Origin of the sequence: Streptomyces sp. NPDC087845 (assembly GCF_044742755.1) — a bacterium.
GTDB lineage: Bacteria > Actinomycetota > Actinomycetes > Streptomycetales > Streptomycetaceae > Streptomyces.
The window spans coordinates 387532-404894 of the sequence record NZ_JBIUVC010000004.1 but is presented as its reverse complement, the minus strand read 5'-3'; the positions used below and the strand labels follow the sequence as shown (position 1 = coordinate 404894).

Annotated in this window: 15 protein-coding genes and 2 tRNA genes; 11 read left to right on the top strand and 6 right to left on the bottom strand. The window is 69.3% G+C overall.

Annotated features, from left to right (window positions below):
* Positions 1-5: 5 nt before the first annotated feature.
* Positions 6-512, top strand: coding sequence for an HD domain-containing protein (locus ACIOMQ_RS13805; RefSeq protein ID WP_362193919.1), 507 nt, complete (start codon positions 6-8; stop codon positions 510-512).
* Positions 513-522: 10 nt separating this feature from the next.
* Here the strand turns inward: ACIOMQ_RS13805 and ACIOMQ_RS13800 are convergent, their stop codons facing one another.
* A complete protein-coding gene (locus tag ACIOMQ_RS13800; protein ID WP_401264120.1) occupies positions 523-1677 on the bottom strand; it encodes an acyltransferase family protein in 1155 nt (384 codons plus the stop codon).
* Positions 1678-2155: 478 nt separating this feature from the next.
* Here ACIOMQ_RS13800 and ACIOMQ_RS13795 point away from each other — a divergent pair, with 478 nt between their 5' ends.
* The gene (locus ACIOMQ_RS13795; protein ID WP_362193925.1) at positions 2156-2350 is read left to right on the top strand and encodes a hypothetical protein; all 195 of its coding nucleotides are present in this window, start codon (positions 2156-2158) and stop codon (positions 2348-2350) included.
* Positions 2351-2477: 127 nt separating this feature from the next.
* Here the strand turns inward: ACIOMQ_RS13795 and ACIOMQ_RS13790 are convergent.
* Positions 2478-2551: transfer RNA gene (locus ACIOMQ_RS13790), tRNA-Gly, on the bottom strand.
* A gap of 167 nt (positions 2552-2718) precedes the next feature.
* Between ACIOMQ_RS13790 and ACIOMQ_RS13785 the strand changes: the two genes are divergently transcribed.
* The 5 genes from ACIOMQ_RS13785 to clpX all read left to right on the top strand — a co-directional run bounded on the left by ACIOMQ_RS13785 (position 2719) and on the right by clpX (position 7453).
* A tRNA-Pro gene (locus tag ACIOMQ_RS13785) sits at positions 2719-2795 on the top strand.
* Positions 2796-2964: 169 nt separating this feature from the next.
* Positions 2965-4362: a trigger factor gene (gene tig, locus ACIOMQ_RS13780; RefSeq protein ID WP_362193928.1), complete on the top strand. Its 1398-nt coding sequence runs from the start codon at positions 2965-2967 to the stop codon at positions 4360-4362.
* A 265-nt stretch (positions 4363-4627) separates the two neighbouring features.
* Positions 4628-5233, top strand: a complete 606-nt coding sequence (locus ACIOMQ_RS13775; protein WP_176729207.1) for an ATP-dependent Clp protease proteolytic subunit — start codon at positions 4628-4630, stop codon at positions 5231-5233.
* 80 nt (positions 5234-5313) lie between these two features.
* A complete protein-coding gene (locus tag ACIOMQ_RS13770; RefSeq protein ID WP_124717721.1) occupies positions 5314-5997 on the top strand; it encodes an ATP-dependent Clp protease proteolytic subunit in 684 nt (227 codons plus the stop codon).
* A 157-nt stretch (positions 5998-6154) separates the two neighbouring features.
* Complete coding sequence (gene clpX, locus ACIOMQ_RS13765; protein ID WP_362193931.1) at positions 6155-7453, top strand: ATP-dependent Clp protease ATP-binding subunit ClpX; 1299 nt, start codon at positions 6155-6157, stop codon at positions 7451-7453.
* Positions 7454-7529: 76 nt separating this feature from the next.
* Here the strand turns inward: clpX and ACIOMQ_RS13760 are convergent, their stop codons facing one another.
* Positions 7530-8522: a hypothetical protein gene (locus ACIOMQ_RS13760; RefSeq protein ID WP_362194890.1), complete on the bottom strand. Its 993-nt coding sequence runs from the start codon at positions 8520-8522 to the stop codon at positions 7530-7532.
* 153 nt (positions 8523-8675) lie between these two features.
* Between ACIOMQ_RS13760 and ACIOMQ_RS13755 the strand changes: the two genes are divergently transcribed.
* Entirely contained in the window at positions 8676-11297 is a 2622-nt protein-coding gene (locus ACIOMQ_RS13755; RefSeq protein ID WP_402189013.1) for a valine--tRNA ligase, read from the top strand.
* 74 nt (positions 11298-11371) lie between these two features.
* On the opposite strand, the gene ACIOMQ_RS13750 is transcribed toward ACIOMQ_RS13755, so the two are convergent.
* The 3 genes from ACIOMQ_RS13750 to ACIOMQ_RS13740 all read right to left on the bottom strand — a co-directional run bounded on the left by ACIOMQ_RS13750 (position 11372) and on the right by ACIOMQ_RS13740 (position 14804).
* Positions 11372-12742, bottom strand: coding sequence for a glycosyltransferase family 2 protein (locus tag ACIOMQ_RS13750; RefSeq protein WP_402189010.1), 1371 nt, complete (start codon positions 12740-12742; stop codon positions 11372-11374).
* 31 nt (positions 12743-12773) lie between these two features.
* Positions 12774-13916, bottom strand: a complete 1143-nt coding sequence (gene wecB / locus ACIOMQ_RS13745; protein ID WP_362193940.1) for a non-hydrolyzing UDP-N-acetylglucosamine 2-epimerase — start codon at positions 13914-13916, stop codon at positions 12774-12776.
* A 180-nt stretch (positions 13917-14096) separates the two neighbouring features.
* On the bottom strand, positions 14097-14804 hold the full coding sequence (locus ACIOMQ_RS13740) for a response regulator transcription factor (protein WP_402189008.1): 708 nt from the start codon (positions 14802-14804) through the stop codon (positions 14097-14099).
* Between the two features lie 117 nt (positions 14805-14921).
* Here ACIOMQ_RS13740 and ACIOMQ_RS13735 point away from each other — a divergent pair, with 117 nt between their 5' ends.
* The 3 genes from ACIOMQ_RS13735 (at position 14922) to ndk (ending at position 17319) form a co-directional block, all read left to right on the top strand.
* Complete coding sequence (locus tag ACIOMQ_RS13735; RefSeq protein WP_362193946.1) at positions 14922-16445, top strand: folylpolyglutamate synthase/dihydrofolate synthase family protein; 1524 nt, start codon at positions 14922-14924, stop codon at positions 16443-16445.
* A gap of 5 nt (positions 16446-16450) precedes the next feature.
* On the top strand, positions 16451-16810 hold the full coding sequence (locus ACIOMQ_RS13730; RefSeq protein WP_362193949.1) for a DUF4233 domain-containing protein: 360 nt from the start codon (positions 16451-16453) through the stop codon (positions 16808-16810).
* Between the two features lie 95 nt (positions 16811-16905).
* Positions 16906-17319: a nucleoside-diphosphate kinase gene (gene ndk, locus ACIOMQ_RS13725; protein ID WP_362193952.1), complete on the top strand. Its 414-nt coding sequence runs from the start codon at positions 16906-16908 to the stop codon at positions 17317-17319.
* The last annotated feature ends 44 nt before the right edge of the window (positions 17320-17363 follow it).

Sequence of the window (17363 nt, the reverse complement as noted above, 5' to 3'; positions counted from 1 at the left end):
GGGCCATGCCCACTCCACACACACAGCTGACCCTGGCCGAAGTAGTGGCCATCGCCCGTGAGGCGCACGCCGGCCAGCGGGACAAGGCGGGACGCCCGTACACCGAGCACCTCGCCGCCGTCGCCGAAGGCGTACGCGCCCGGGGCGGCAGCGACGAGCAGATCGCCGCGGCCTGGCTGCACGACGCCGTCGAGGACGACGTGCTGTCGGCGCAGTGGCTGGCCGGCGCCGCGCTGCCGCAGAGCGTCAAGGACATGGTCCTCGCCGTCACCAGACGTGACGGCGAGGACCTCGTCGCGTACACCCGGCGCATCCTCGACACCCCGGGCGCCCTGCTGATCAAGGAGTCCGACCTGGCGCACAACGCCGACCCGGCCCGGCTCGCCGTACTGGAACCGGCGACCCGTACCCGACTGGCCGAGAAGTATGCGCAGGTACGGCGGCTGCTCGGACTCGCCCCAGGTGAAGCGCCCGCCGAGCAATCGGTTCAAGCCAACCCGGCGGGGGACTGAACCACCCGGATCAGCGTGTGGACGCGTCCCGCCGGAACGCCCAGTCCATCTCCGGCTCGGTCACCACGCGCAGCACTCTGCGTACAGGAGGCGTACACATCAGCGTCACCGCGCCGGCCGCGACGAGCGAGACCAGGACCAGGCCGGCGGGCGCCGAGAGCCAGTCGCAGGAGTCGAAGACCCCGGCGTACTCGGCGCCCTTGATCAGGAACCCGTGCAGCAGGTAGCCGCAGATGGTCCCGGCGCCGAGCACGGTGAACCACATGGGCCGGCGCGGCACCCAGGACAGGAACCCGATGGTGAGCAGCAGCGCGCAGCCGAACATCGCCAGCGTCATCACGGCACCGGACCACCACGGTGCGCCCATCTCCGGCGCGCTGTTGCTGCGGTAGAACCAGCCCAGCTGCATCCGCGGCGCCACCCAGTACGCGAACGCCAGGGCCCCGGCGAACAGCGGCAGCGCGCAGATCCGCACCTCTCGTCGGCGGACCAGCTGGAAGTGCTCGGGTTTCAGCTGGAGTCCCAGCACGAAGAACGGCAGGAACTGCAGAACCCGCTGGAGATCGAGATCGTCGCCGATCGTCGAGGAGAACGAGGCGAGTACGGCGATGACGAGCGCCACCGGCAGTGGATGGCGCAGGGCCTGCCACAGCGGTGTGGTGAGCCGCCAGATGAACAGCGCGGCCAGGAACCAGGTGAGATACCAGGGGTCGAGCAGGCTGATCGGCTGATCGGGCGAGCCGTCCGCGTACCGCTTGAACAGCGAATACGCCGTCTCGAACACCACGTAGGGCACGGCGACGCCGGTGACCAGGCGTTTCACCTTGGCGGCGGACAGGTCGAAGGAGCGGGAGAAATAGCCGGAGACGATGATGAAGGCCGGCATGTGAAAGGTGTACGCCACCATGTACAGCGCGCGGGTGGTCCGGCTGCCGTCCATGACCGGTTCCCAGGCGTGCGCCACCGCGACGAGCACGATGGCCAGATATTTGGCGTTGTCGAAGTAGGCGTCGCGCCTCTTCGCCGGCGCGGCCGCCGGAGGCTTGTTCGCCACCGGTGCGGGGGATGCCGCGGTGGCGGTCGTCGTCCCTTGGTGTCTGGGCTCCGACTCCCGGGTCGCTGATGGGAGCGGGGCCCTCTGAAATACGTTCGGAGCGGGGAACATCTAAGGCACCTTAGACGGCTCGATTGTAATTCGTAAAACCGCTCACAGATATTTTATGTTCGCGTCCATTCAAAAGCGAAACCGCCAAGAACTGACCGCTATGCCCAGATTCATCCACATTAAATGGTGCATATCGGCAGGCGGTTGAGGTGGGTGAATTTCATCGCACGGATTCCTTGGAATTGCATGTGGATGAAGTGTGCGGATATGGAAACCATCACGGTCGAACGTTCTTGTGATTGTTTTATTCACAGTTCACTCACAGGCGTGCGGGACATCGGCGAGCTCTGTGAGCACCCGGGTGCACTTGTGCGCCCCGGGGCGCACGCGGGGCGCAAGGATGGCGCGATCCAGTCACTTCGATCCGTCACCCGGCAGCGACCACAGGGGAGTTGGTGGCACGATGGACGGAACGGAGGCGTGCTCGGCCGCACACCTCCGGGCCGGCAAGGCGGACCGACCGAGGGTGTGATCAGTTGTGGCCATTTCACTGTCTGTGGTGGTTCTGTTGGCGATCGTCCTGGTGGTCCTGATCCGAGGCGGCTCCATCAAGGCCGGACCCGCGATCGTCGCGGTGCTCTTCGGCTTCTTCCTGGCGTCGACCGGCATGGCGCCGTCGATCAACAAGTTCATGAACTCCATAGCGGAGACCATCAACCAGATCACCTTCTGAGCCGGCCCCCGGGCCGGCCGGCGTCCCGCACCCGGTGCGGGAGGCCCGTCGGCGCGCGCCCGGCGGAGCACGGGCAGAACGCAAAGGGCCCGGTCCGACGAGTAATTCGTCGGACCGGGCCCAAGCATGGAGCGGGCGACGGGAATCGAACCCGCGTAGCTAGTTTGGAAGACTAGGGCTCTACCATTGAGCTACGCCCGCAAGCACTGCACCGCAGGTCCGGGGACCGGCGGCAACGAGAAGCATCGTAGCGGGTCGCGGGCGCTGTCCGCACACCCGATCCGAGTCACCCGGTGCCGCGTCCGGTGCGGGCCGCGCGAAGCGGCGGATGCACCGCCTGTCTGCATGTACCCTACGTGTCGCACCGACGGGGTGTGGCGCAGCTTGGTAGCGCGTCCGCTTTGGGAGCGGAAGGTCGTCGGTTCGAATCCGGCCACCCCGACCATCGGCAAGATCGCAGACCATCGGCGAGAGCGCATTGTGGGAGTCCCTCTCCTTGCCGTTACTATGCAAAATGCGTGCCCGTGTGTCTGATGTACCGGGCTCGGTCCGCGAAGCCGCCAACCGTGCGGCGGAGCAGAACCCCAAGAAGTCAGCCACAAGGAGACCGAACCGTGAAGAGCGCCGTGGAGACCCTGAACCCGACCCGGGTTCGGCTCACTGTCGAGGTGCCCTTCGAGGAGCTCAAGGACAGCCTCGACGCGGCGTACAAGAAGATCAACCAGCAGGTCACGGTGAAGGGCTTCCGCAAGGGCAAGATCCCCGCCCGGGTCATCGACCAGCGGTTCGGCCGCGGTGCGGTGCTGGAGGAGGCCGTCAACGACGCGCTCCCGAAGTTCTACACCGAGGCTGTCAACGAGGGTGAGCTCAACGTCCTCGGCCAGCCCGAGGTGGACATCACCGAGCTGAAGGACGGCGAACTGCTGGCCTTCACCGCCGAGGTTGACGTACGCCCCGAGATCGAGATTCCGGACTACTCCGGCATCGAGGTCACCGTCGACGCCCTTGAGGTCAGCGACGAGGACGTCGAGAAGGCCGTGGAGCAGCTCCGTGAGCGCTTCGCCTCCACCAACCCGGTCGAGCGCGCCGCCGCCGAGGGCGACGTCGTGACGATCGACCTGCAGGCCAAGGTCGACGGCGAGGTCCTGGAGGACGGCGTGGCCGAGGGTGTCTCGTACACCATCGGCTCCGGCGAGCTCCTCGACGGCATCGACGCCGCCGTCACCGGCCTGGAGGCGGGTGGCGAGGCCACCTTCACCTCCGAGCTGAAGGGCGGCTCGGCCGAGGGCAAGGAGGCCGAGGTCACCGTCAAGGTCACCGCCGTCGCCGCCCGTGAGCTCCCCGAGCTGGACGACGAGTTCGCCCAGATGGCGAGCGAGTTCGACACCCTCGACGAGGTGAAGGCGGACAGCCGCAAGCGCCTTGAGAGCACCAAGCAGTACGACCAGGCCACCCAGGCCCAGGAGCGCGTCCTGGACGAGCTGCTGAAGCTCGCCGAGGTCCCGATCCCGGAGAAGCTGCTCGCGGACGAGGTCCAGACCCGCAAGCACAACCTGGAGCACCACCAGCTCGGTCAGATGGGTCTGACCCTCGACAAGTACCTGGAGATCCAGGGCAAGACGGCCGAGGAGTTCGAGGCCGAGACCTCCGAGCAGGCGGTCAAGGGCATCAAGACCCAGTTCCTCCTGGACGAGATCGTCAACAAGGAGAAGCTGAACGTCAACCAGGAGGAGCTCACCGAGCACCTCATGCGGCGCGCTGCTTCCTCCGGCATGAGCCCCGACCAGTTCGCCCAGGCCGTCGTCGAGGGCGGCCAGGTGCCGATGCTCGTCGGCGAGGTCGCCCGCGGCAAGGCGCTGGCCGTGGTCGTCGAGGCCGCCAAGGTCGTCGACACCAACGGCGAGCCCGTCGAGCTGGAGGACGACGAGGAAGAGGCCATCGAGACGGTCGAGGCCGCCGACGGCTCCGCCGAGGCCGTTGCCGACGCCGTCGAGGAGAAGAACGAGGCCTGAGCCTCGCGCTGAACCCGTACGACGGGCTCCGGACGCTGTGGCGTTCGGAGCCCGTCGTCGTATGGCGTACGGTGCCCCACAACCCTTGTGCGGACTGCGGAGCTTGCGCTCCCAGCGAACAGTTGCGGAAGCGGGATGGCGTTGTCCCACCTGCGCGTTAGGGTCCATGAATAGGAAGGGCAGGGGAGCCCCCGCCCACCCGGTACGAAGACGCTGAGACGGCCGGAGCCGTCAGAGACGAGCAGGTGGATACGTGACGAATCTGATGCCCTACGCCGCCGGAGAGCCGTCCCTCGGTGGAGGCCTCGGTGACCAGGTCTACAGCCGACTGCTCGGCGAACGCATCATCTTCCTCGGGCAGCAGGTCGACGATGAGATCGCCAACAAGATCACGGCGCAGCTGCTTCTCCTTGCCGCCGAGCCGGACAAGGACATCTACCTCTACATCAACAGCCCCGGCGGTTCGGTGACGGCCGGCATGGCGGTCTACGACACCATGCAGTACATCCCGAACGACGTGGTCACCATCGGCATGGGCATGGCGGCATCGATGGGCCAGTTCCTGCTCACCGGCGGCACCGCGGGCAAGCGCTTCGCGCTCCCGAACACCGACATCCTCATGCACCAGGGTTCGGCCGGCATCGGCGGTACGGCCTCGGACATCAAGATCCAGGCCCAGTACCTGCTGCGCACCAAGCAGCGGATGGCGGAGATCACCGCCCGCCACTCCGGCCAGACCGTCGAGACGATCATCCGCGACGGCGACCGCGACCGCTGGTACACCGCGGAAGAGGCCAAGGAGTACGGCCTCATCGACGAGATCATCACGATCGCATCGGGCGTTCCGGGCGGCGGCGGCACCGGCGCCTGATCCGGTACCCACCGGATCCGGCCCCACCGCCCCGCGCACCTCTCGTACGCCGAGACACCCAGCCACAGAACGCCACCAGGATGGTGAACACCCACATGAACAACTTCCCCGGCGCCTCCGCGAGCGGCCTCTACACCGGCCCGCAGGTGGACAACCGATACATCGTGCCGCGCTTCGTGGAGCGCACCTCTCAGGGCGTGCGCGAGTACGACCCGTACGCGAAGCTCTTCGAGGAGCGCGTGATCTTCCTCGGCGTGCAGATCGACGACGCCTCCGCCAACGACGTCATGGCGCAGCTGCTGTGCCTGGAGTCGATGGACCCGGACCGGGACATCTCGATCTACATCAACAGCCCCGGCGGCTCGTTCACCGCGCTCACCGCGATCTACGACACGATGCAGTTCGTGAAGCCGGACATCCAGACGGTCTGCATGGGCCAGGCGGCCTCCGCCGCGGCCGTGCTGCTCGCCGCGGGTACGCCCGGCAAGCGGATGGCGCTGCCCAACGCCCGGGTGCTGATCCACCAGCCGTCCTCGCAGACCGGCCGTGAGCAGCTCTCCGACCTGGAGATCGCGGCCAACGAGATCCTGCGGATGCGCACCCAGCTGGAGGAGATGCTGGCCAAGCACTCCACCACGCCGATCGACAAGATCCGCGACGACATCGAGCGCGACAAGATCCTGACCGCCGAGGACGCCCTCGCCTACGGTCTCGTCGACCAGATCGTCTCGACCCGCAAGAGCGCGGCCGGAGCGGCCGCCTGACGTCGGCCTTCACCCCTTGGCACGCAGGGTTTGTCCGGTCTCGGCCGTGTGAACCGTGCCAAGGGGGGCCCGAACGGGGGGCAAGGCAAGGTACCGTCGGATAGAGGCACCAGGAGCCGCTGAACCAAGCTGCTCCCAGGCGAAGGGGAAGCACCTCGTGGCACGCATCGGTGATGGCGGCGACCTGCTCAAGTGCTCGTTCTGTGGAAAGAGCCAGAAGCAGGTGAAGAAGCTCATCGCGGGACCCGGTGTGTACATCTGCGACGAGTGCATCGATCTCTGCAACGAGATCATCGAGGAGGAGCTCGCGGAGACCTCCGAGGTCCGGTGGGAGGAACTCCCCAAGCCGCGCGAGATCTACGAGTTCCTCGAGGGGTACGTCGTCGGGCAGGAGCCCGCGAAGAAGGCCCTCTCGGTCGCTGTGTACAACCATTACAAGCGGGTCCAGGCGGGCGAGAACGGTGGTGCGCAGGGCCGCGACGACGCCATCGAACTGGCCAAGTCCAACATCCTGCTGCTGGGCCCCACGGGCTCCGGCAAGACGCTGCTCGCGCAGACGCTGGCCCGCATGCTCAACGTCCCGTTCGCCATCGCCGACGCGACGGCGCTGACGGAGGCCGGCTATGTCGGTGAGGACGTCGAGAACATCCTGCTGAAGCTGATCCAGGCCGCGGACTACGACGTCAAGAAGGCCGAGACCGGGATCATCTACATCGACGAGATCGACAAGGTCGCCCGCAAGAGCGAGAACCCGTCGATCACCCGCGATGTCTCCGGCGAGGGCGTCCAGCAGGCCCTGCTGAAGATCCTGGAGGGCACCACCGCCTCCGTACCGCCGCAGGGCGGCCGGAAGCACCCGCACCAGGAGTTCATCCAGATCGACACGACGAACGTGCTGTTCATCGTGGGCGGCGCCTTCTCCGGCCTGGAGAAGATCATCGAGTCGCGGGCGGGTGCCAAGGGCATCGGCTTCGGCGCGACGATCCGCTCCAAGCGCGAGATCGAGGCGAGCGACCAGTTCCAGGAGGTCATGCCGGAGGACCTGGTGAAGTTCGGGATGATCCCGGAGTTCATCGGCCGGCTGCCCGTCCTCACCTCGGTCCACAACCTGGACCGCGAGGCGCTGCTGCAGATCCTCGTCGAGCCGCGCAACGCGCTGGTGAAGCAGTATCAACGACTGTTCGAACTCGACGGTGTCGAGCTGGACTTCGACCGCCCGGCCCTGGAGGCCATCGCCGACCAGGCGATCCTGCGCGGCACCGGGGCGCGTGGCCTGCGGGCCATCATGGAGGAGGTCCTCCAGTCCGTGATGTACGAGGTGCCGTCCCGCAAGGACGTCGCCCGCGTCGTCATCACGGCGGACGTCGTCCGCAACAACGTGAACCCGACGCTGGTCCCGCGCGAGCCGCGGACCATCGGCAAGGGCGACGGCGGGCGGCACGAGAAGTCCGCGTAGCGGCAGACGAACACAGACGGAAGGGGCGCCCTGCCAGTTGAACTGGCGGGGCGCCCCTTCCGGTGTTCCGGGCGAGTTACTTGACCTCGACGCGGACGTCGTTGCGGAGCTTAGCCGCGGTGTTGGCTGCCTCGTCCAGCGAGATGGCCTTGCCGGTCATCAGGGCCGCCATGTCCATGTTCATGACGTAGACCAGCGTGCTGTGGTCGCCCCAGATGCAGATGGGAAGGCTGAGCGACTTGGTGCTACCGGTGGTGCTCGAATCGACCTTGGCCTCCTGGCACTTCAGGACCCCGTTCTCGAACCCCGGCGGAGTGAAGGCCTGCGGGCTGCCGACGAGCTCGCCCCCGTTTTCCTTGTCCTTGCTCGCCTCGGACTTGGCGTTGGCGAACATGGCATCCACGACCTTCTCGGGGTCGTCGATGTCCCCATAGACGCCGTTGAACTGCAACATCTTCTGAGAGGCGGCCTCGCCGGCCTGGTAACTGCCGTTGACGTTCTTGGGGTTCTTCACTCCCCACTTCTCGGCCTCCTTGATGTCGCTGGACGACATCTCGGGCTCATCGCCGCTCTGGGCGGAGGCCTTCTTGTACGTCCCGTCGATCACCGTCTCCGGCGTCGTCAGCTTGTACGTCTTTCCGTCGTCGGCAACCGAGCTGCCCCCGCCCGACGTCAGGAAGTACACCCCGCCCGCGATGACCGCCAGTGCCACGACCGCGCCGCCGATGATCAGGCCGGTCTTCTTCTTCGGCTGGGCCGGGGGGAACGGGGGCTGGCCGCCGTACTGCGGGCCGCCGTACGGGGGAGTGGGCGGCTGCTGGCCGTACGGGCCCGGCTGCTGGGCCTGGGGGTAGCCGTAGCCCGGCTGGGGCGGCTGCTGCGGAGGGACACCCGGGGGGGTCTGCTGCGGGTACCCGTATCCGGGCTGGCCCTGCGGGGGCTGACCGCCGTACGGGCCCGGCTGCTGGCCGTACGGGCCGGGCTGACCCTGCGGCGGCTGGCCACCGTACGGTCCGGGCTGGCCCTGCGGAGGCTGCCCGCCGTACGGGCCCGGCTGGTTGTAGCTCATGTGCGGTGTCCCCTGTTCGGTCAAGCTCATCGGAATGCTTATACGTTCCGAACATCCTGACGGAAGGTCCACCCGCGTGGAGCACCGGGAGGCACACCGTTACTCAACAATCCCGTTTCAGTGCACGACTGTGACGGCCCTAAACTGTCCCCCGTGACCGAGAACACTCAGCAGACGCCAGCCAGCAACCCCGAACTGCCGACCCAGTACGCACCGGCCGAGGTAGAGGGGAAGCTGTATGAGCGCTGGGTAGAACGTGGTTACTTCGAGGCCGACGAGCACAGCGACAAGTCGCCGTACTCCATCGTCATCCCGCCGCCGAACGTCACGGGCAGCCTGCACCTGGGGCACGCCTTCGAGCACACGCTGATCGATGCCCTCGTCCGCCGCAAGCGCATGCAGGGTTTCGAGGCGCTGTACCAGCCCGGCATGGACCACGCCGGCATCGCCACCCAGAACGTCGTCGAGCGCGAGCTCGGCAAGGAGGGCAAGTCCCGCCACGACCTGGGCCGCGAGGCGTTCGTCGAGCGCGTCTGGAAGTGGAAGAACGAGTCCGGCGGCCAGATCTCCGGCCAGATGCGCCGGCTCGGTGAGGGCGTCGACTGGTCCCGTGAGCGCTTCACCATGGACGAGGGCCTGTCCACCGCCGTCCAGACCGTCTTCAAGAAGATGTACGACGACGGGCTGATCTACCGCGCCGAGCGCATCATCAACTGGTGCCCGCGCTGTCTGACCGCGATCTCCGACATCGAGGTCGAGTACCAGGACGACGACGGCGAGCTCGTCTCCATGACGTACGGGGAGGGCGACGACACCATCGTCGTCGCCACGACCCGCGCCGAGACGATGCTCGGTGACACCGCGGTCGCCGTCCACCCCGACGACGAGCGCTACAAGCACCTGGTCGGCAGGCAGATCAAGCTGCCGCTGACCAACCGCACGATCCCCGTCGTCGCCGACCACCACGTCGACCCGGAGTTCGGCACCGGCGCCGTGAAGGTCACGCCCGCCCACGACCCGAACGACTTCGAGATCGGCAAGCGCCACGACCTGCCGTTCCTCACGGTCATGGACGAGCGCGCCGTCATCACCGTCCCCGGACCCTTCGAGGGACTGGACCGTCTGGAGGCCCGGTCCGCCATTGTCGGCGCGCTGCGCGCCGAGGGCCGGATCGTCGCCGAGAAGCGCCCGTACGTCCACTCCGTCGGCCACTGCTCGCGCTGCAAGACGACCGTCGAGCCGCGCCTGTCGCTCCAGTGGTGGGTCAAGGTCGGCCCGCTCGCCAAGGCGGCCGGTGACGCCGTCCGCGACGGCAAGGTCAAGATCCACCCGCAGGAGATGGAGAAGCGGTACTTCGACTGGGTCGACAACCTGCACGACTGGACGATCTCGCGCCAGCTCTGGTGGGGCCACCGCATCCCCGTCTGGTACGGCCCGAACGGCGAGGTCGTCTGTGTCGGACCGGACGACGAGGCCCCCACGGGCGAGGGCTGGACGCAGGACCACGACGTCCTGGACACCTGGTTCTCCTCCGGCCTGTGGCCGTTCTCCACCCTCGGCTGGCCGGAGCGGACCGACAGCCTCGCGAAGTTCTATCCGAACTCCGTCCTGGTCACCGGCTACGACATCCTCTTCTTCTGGGTCGCCCGGATGATGATGTTCGGCCTGTACGTCAACGACGGCGTCCCGCCGTTCGAGACCGTCGTCCTGCACGGCATGGTCCGCGACGAGCACGGCAAGAAGATGTCGAAGTCCTTCGGCAATGTCGTCAACCCGCTGGACTGGATGGACAAGTACGGCTCCGACGCGCTGCGCTTCACCCTGGCGCGCGGTGCCAACCCGGGCACCGACGTCCCGATCGGCGAGGAATGGGTCCAGGGCTCGGCCAAGTTCGCCAACAAGATCTGGAACGCCACGCGCTTCGCGCTGATGAACGGCGCGACGATCGACGGCGAACTGCCCTCGGCCGACGAGATGTCGGTGACCGACCGCTGGATCCTGTCGCGACTGGGCAAGACCGTCGCCGAAGTCGACGCGTACTACGACGACTTCCAGTTCTCCAAGCTCAGTGAGGCGCTCCGGCACTTCGCGTGGGACGAGGTCTTCGACTGGTACGTCGAGCTGTCCAAGACCACGTTCTTCGCGGGCGGCAGGCAGGCCGAGGTCTCGGGCCGGGTCCTCGGCGAGGTCCTCGACGTGATGCTGCGGCTGCTGCACCCGGTCGTCCCGTTCGTCACGGAGACGCTCTGGACCGCGCTCACCGGCCGGGAGTCCGTCGTCGTCGCCGACTGGCCCACCGACTCCGGCTTCCGCGACGACGCGGCCGAGCAGGAGATCGGGCTCGTCCAGCAGGTCGTCACCGAGGTCCGCCGGTTCCGCTCCGACCAGGGCCTGCAGCCCGGCCAGAAGGTTCCGGCCGAGCTCACCCTGACCGGCACCCCGCTCGCCCCGCACGAGGCGGCCATCCGCCAGCTGCTGCGGCTGCAGCCCGCCGGGGAGGGCTTCCACGCCACCGCGTCGCTGCCGGTCGCCGGTGCCACGGTCGCCCTCGACCTGTCCGGCACGATCGACGTCGAGGCCGAGCGCAAGCGCCTGACGAAGGACCTGGGCGCCGCCGAGAAGGAGAAGGCCCAGGCCAACGGCAAGCTCTCCAACGAGGCGTTCCTCGGCAAGGCCCCGGACAACGTGGTCGACAAGATCCGCGGCCGGCTCGCCAAGGCCGAGGCGGACATCGAGCGGATCACCAGCCAGCTGGCGAACCTGCCGCAGGGCTGATCACCCGCCGACGGCGAAGCCCCCGTACCCCCGCTGCCGGGAGTACGGGGGCTTCGCCGTTCCCCGCCGTACGGTCAGGACTCCAGCGCCGTCTCCCCGGCGACCAGCGGCTCGGCGTTGCGCCGGGTCTTCGCCCAGCCGGAGCGGCCGCGCAGCATCCGGACGAAGCCCCGGGCCGAGACGACGAACAGGTGGTACGCGTACAGCCACAGGGCCAGACCCCACAGCAGCGACTTCGCGAACGACGCGTCGGGTGCGTGGTCCCGGCGGTAGACCGGACCCCACAGCAGGAACGGGACGATCGACGCCGCCGCCAGAATCAGCATCAGCGGCCAGTGGACCAGGAGGCCGTCCAGCCCGTTCGCGCCGTCCCCCCGGGCCACGCCGAGAGCCGGCCCGCCGAGGAGGAGCAGCGTCAGCACCAGGGTCAGCAGATGGGCCAGCGGCTGGACGAAGGTGTAGAGGGTCTCCAGCACCCCGCGGCCCGTGATGTGGCGGGAGGCGACGATGCGGGGGGCGTAGCGCACGCACTGCAGATTGCCCTGGGCCCAGCGGGTGCGCTGGGTCAGCAGCCGGCGGGTGCTGGGCAGGGCTTCCTGGGAGACCCAGGTGTCGGCGACATGGGTGGTGCGGTAGCCGGCCAGCAGCATGTGGAGACCCAGCTCGTAGTCCTCCAGGAGCGCGCCCCGCTGCCACGGGCGGCGTTCGGCCTCGCCGATCCGGTCCAGCGCGCTGAGCCGGGTGAACTGGCCGTTGCCGCCGAGGCCGGTGGAACCGGTGCGGTTGCGCAGCAGCTGCATACCGGCGTTGGACACCGCGAACTCCATGTCCTGCATCCGCACCAGGACCCGGGCCACGGCGTTCACCGGGCGCCCCCGCTCCGGGAACGGCCGGCGGTCCGCCGCGTTGCGCATCCGGACTCCGACCTGCACGCCGCCGATCTCCGGGTCGCCGAGTGCCGCGGGCCCGGACACGAGCTCCAGGGCGCCCGGTTCGAGCTGCCCGTCCGCGTCCACGACGCACACGACCACCCGGGAGCGGTCGGCGCCCTCCGGCAGGAACTCCCCGAGCCGGTCGTACGCGGTGTTGAGCGCCGCGCCCTTGCCGGTCCTGGCGTGCGGGCGGCGGCGCCGGACGAGATGGACCCGGGGATCGTCCTGGGCCAGCGCGGTGACGATGTCGCCGGTGCTGTCGTCGCTGTCGTCGTCGATCACCCAGACGTCGGACGCCGGGAAGCCGGTGCGCAGCCGGGTCACGGTCGTGGCGACGACCGCCTCCTCGTCACGGCACGGGACGAAGAAGTGCCAGTCGAACCGGGACGCGTCACCGGGGACCACCGGAGCCCGGCGGACGTACGCCCGGCGGGCTCCTGCCCAGTAGACGAGGAAGCCGAGCAGCAGAACGAAGGGGTAGACGGCCAGGACGGCGGTCAGTGTCGTGGGCATGGCTGTCTCCTGTGCGGCGGCGAGCGGGCGGTCAGGCGGCGAGTGCCGTCGCGGGCCCGGCGGCGCGTGCCACGAGCGAGGCGGCGAGCCGGGCGATGCGTTCGGCGGCGCGACCGTCGCCGTACGGGCTGGGCAGCGCGGCCAGCCGGCGCAGCCCCTGACGGCCCTCCGCGAGGCGGTGGCGGGCCAGTCTGCCGATCTCCGGGCCCGGGGTCACCAGATGGGCGAAGTGGGCCATCGACTCGGGCCGTTCGGTGGAGCGGCGGACCACGATCAGCGGGCGGCCCAGCACGGTGCACTCCTCCTGGATGCCGCCCGAGTCCGAGATCAGCAGGGCGGCGTGGCGGGCGAGTGCCAGGAACTCCCCGTACCCGAGCGGCTCCAGCACCTGGATGCCGTCCAGGAGGTGCCCGAGCCGCTCGGCCTCGATGCGGGCCCGGGTGCGGGGGTGGAGGGGGAGCAGGACGGGGACCTCGTCGGTGGCGAGGGCGGTCAGCTCGGTGAGGACGGTGCGCAGCGTGGCGGTGTCGTCGGTGTTCTCCGGGCGGTGCACGGTGGCGAGGACGTAGCGGTCGGGCGCGATCGAGTGGCGGTCCAGCAGCGCGGTGCGCTCGGCCGCCTCGGGCAGGTGGCTGCGGACGGCCTCGACGACGGTGTTGCCGGTGACGGCGATCCGGTCGGCGCCGATGCCCTCGGCGAGCAGATTCGCCCGGTTCTCCGGGGTCGCCGCGCACAGCACGTCGGAGATCGCGTCGACGAGGACGCGGTTGTGCTCCTCCGGCATCGCCGGGTCGTGGCTGCGCAGTCCGGCCTCGACATGGACGAGGGGGACGGCCCGCGCGTTGGCCGCGAGCGCGCCGGCCAGGGTGGCGTTGGTGTCGCCCTGGACGACGACGGCGGCGGGCCGGTCCGCGGCGAACAGGGCGTCCAGCTGCTCCAGCGAGCGGCCGATCTGCACGGCGCGCGAGGTGCCGCCGATGCTGCTCAGCACCTCGGGCTCGGGCAGCCCCAGCTCCTGCAGGAACCGGCCCGACATGGCGTCGTCCCAGTGCTGGCCGGTGTGGATCAGCCGGGCGGCGGGGCCGAGCCGGTGGACGACCGGGGCCAGCTTCACGAGTTCGGGACGGGTCCCCAGAACGACGGCGACGGAGCGGATGGGGAGAGCGTGGTCCATGGTGTCCTGTTCTTCATGCCGTTCCCGGCCTCTGGAGCGCTCCAGGCTGAGTGGCGGCGGTTGCGGAACAGGTGCAGGCGGGGTGCACCGGGGTTGCGGCGCGTCCGGTCGGGGGAGGTGGGGGAATTGGTCCCGGGACCTTGGACCCGGTTGGACGGCCCGGGGGCGGGCTCCGCCGGCTCAGGGGGCGGCCGGCGGCCGGGGGCCGGGGTAGCGGTAACCCACACCTCGTACGGTCTCGATCGGTGCCGGTGCCCCGGTCGTCCCGGCGATCTTGCGGCGCAGCCGCATCACCGTGTACTTCACCCGTGAGGCGTCGCTGTCGGCCGGTGCGTCCCACACCATCTGCAGCAGCTGATCCGCGGAGAGCACCTGCCCCGGATGGCGGGCGAGCGCCACCAGCAGGGCGAATTCGATCGGGGTGAGGTCGAGCCGGTGCCCGCGGAGCACCGCTTCGTGCGCGCTCAGGTCCAGGGTGAGGCGGCCGTCCTCGATCACGGACGCCGTATCGGGCGCGGTATCCGCGCCGCGCCGCAGCCGGGCCCGCAGCAGCGGCACGTACAGCCGGTGCGGCAGGTCCGGTGTCAGATAGTCGTCCGCCCCGGCCTCCAGGGCGCGGACGGCGTCCGGAAGCCGGTACTCCTGGTCCACCACCGCGATCGGCAGGTCGCTCAGGTCCCGCACCCGGCTGAGTACCTCCCAGGGGTCGAGGCCCGGCAGCCGAAGGCTGAGGATCAGGCCGTCCGGCCGGTACTTGTACAGGGCACGCAGTGCACTCTCGCCGGTGTGGGCGACCAGCGTCTCGTACTGCGGATCGGCAGCGAGCTCCGCGAGCGCCGGATGCATACCGTCCGGTGCCGCGATCAGGATCAAAGGCAGGGGCCGCACGTTTTCCACCATGCGCCCCCTCGGCGCGATGTGCCGACAGCGGCCCGGTACGGGTGCCGTGCGGGCCGGGCCGCGGGCGCCGCGCACGATGTCCGTGCCCATCCGTAGACTGGCCCCGTGAGTGAGCCCCGCCCTTCCGACCGGCACGACGCCTCCGATCCCGACGACGCCTTCGCGGAGATCGTCGACGAGGCGACCCAGCGCGACCCCGACCTGGCGGTGATCGAGGCGGGGAGCCGTACGCTGCGCACCCGCTCGGGCCCGCCGCAGGGCCAGGACGTCCCCGCCCGCCCCGCCGATCCCGAGGTGGACAAGGCGCTGCGCGCCGTGGAGCAGGAGCTCGCCGGACGCTGGGGCGAGACCAAGCTGGAGCCTTCCGTCACGCGTATCGCCGCGCTGATGGACGTGCTCGGCGAGCCGCAGCGCGCGTACCCCTCGATCCACATCACCGGGACCAACGGCAAGACGAGCACGGCCCGCATGATCGAGGCCCTGCTCGGCGCCTTCGATCTGCGTACCGGCCGCTACACCTCGCCGCACGTCCAGTCGATCACCGAGCGGATCAGCCTGGACGGCGCCCCGATGGACCCCGAGCGGTTCGTCGAGGCCTACCGGGACATCAAGCCGTACGTGGAGATGGTCGACGCCCAGCAGCCCTACCGGCTCTCCTTCTTCGAGGTGCTGACGGGCATGGCGTACGCGGCCTTCGCCGACGCGCCGGTCGACGTCGCCGTCGTGGAGGTCGGCATGGGCGGCAGCTGGGACGCGACGAACGTCATCGACTCCTCGGTCGCGGTCGTCACGCCCATCTCGCTGGACCACACCGACCGGCTCGGGACCACGCCGGCCGAGATCGCCGGTGAGAAGGCCGGGATCATCAAGCAGGGCGCCACGGTCATCCTGGCCCAGCAGCCCGTCGACGCCGCGCAGGTCATGCTGAAGAAGGCCGTCGAGGCCGACGCCACGGTCGCCCGCGAAGGCATGGAATTCGGTGTCGTCTCCCGCGAGATCGCCGTCGGCGGCCAGCTGCTGACGCTGCGTGGCCTCGGCGGTGAGTACACGGAGGTCTTCCTCCCGCTGTACGGCGCCCACCAGGCGCACAACGCCGCGGTGGCGCTCTGTGCCGTGGAGGCGTTCTTCGGGATCGGCGCCGAGCAGCCCGGCGCGCTCGACATCGACACGGTCCGCCGGGCCTTCGCCGCGGTGATCTCGCCGGGCCGTCTCGAAGTCGTCCGCTCCAGCCCGACCGTCGTCCTGGACGCGGCCCACAACCCGGCGGGCGCCCGCGCCTGCGCCGACGGGCTCTCCGAGGCGTTCGGCTTCTCCCGGCTGATCGGTGTGGTCGGCGCCAGCGGCGACAAGGACGTCAAGGGGCTCCTCGAAGCCTTCGAGCCGATCTTCGCCGAGGTCGTCGTCACCCAGAACTCCAGCGGCCGCGCGATGGACGCCGACGAACTGGCCGCCGTCGCGGTCGAGGTCTTCGGCAGCGACCGCGTCCAGGTCGAGCCCCGCCTCGACGACGCGCTGGAGGCGGCGATCACCCTCGCCGAGGAGGAGGACGAGTACGCGGGCGCCGGCGTCCTGGTGACCGGTTCCGTGATCACGGTCGGCGAGGCCCGACTGCTCCTGGGAAGGCACTGACCGACGTGCGTACGCTCTGTGCATCGACGCTGATCGGTGAATTCTTCGTGATCGGATTCGCCGGGCTCGTCGCGATGAAGTCCGACGGCCTCTCGGACACCACGGTCTGGACGGTGTGCGGCATCGGGATGCTGCTCTCCGTGCTGCTCTGCGGAATGATCAGCCGCCCCGGCGGGATACAGCTCGGCTGGGCGCTGCAGATCGCCCTGGTGCTGAGCGGCTTCGTCGTCCCGATGATGTTCGTCCTCGGTGTGATCTTCGGCGGCCTGTGGTGGGCCTCGGTGCACTACGGCCGCAAGATCGACGAGGCGAAGGCGCGCTGGGCGGCCGCGGAGGAGGCGGCCGAGGCCGCGGCCGGTGGCTGATCCCGTGGCCCGGGCCAAACCCGGCCGCGGGCCCGTTCCCGTACCCCTGTAACCTCGCCTCACCGCACCCGCATGCCTGCAAGGAGCCGCACACCATGACCCAGCGCACCCTCGTCCTGCTCAAGCCCGACGCGGTCCGGCGCGGACTGGTCGGCGAGATCGTCGGGCGGATCGAGCGCAAGGCCGACTGGCGGATCACCGCGCTGGAGCTGCGTACCCTCGACCGCGCCACGCTGGAGCAGCACTACGCCGAGCACGTCGGCCGCCCGTTCTACGAGCCGCTCGTCGAGTTCATGCAGTCCGGCCCGGTCGTGGCGCTGGTGGCCGAGGGCGAGCGGGTCATCGAGGGCATCCGTACGCTGGCCGGTCCCACCGACCCGATCGCCGCCGCGCCCGGTTCCATCCGCGGTGACTTCGGCACGATCACCCGGGAGAACCTCATCCACGCCTCGGACTCCGAGGAGTCCGCGGAGCGAGAACTGAAGCTTTTCTTCCCGGGACTTTCCTGACCCCGAATCAGCCGAACAGCGCTCATGACCCGGGGCGACCGAAT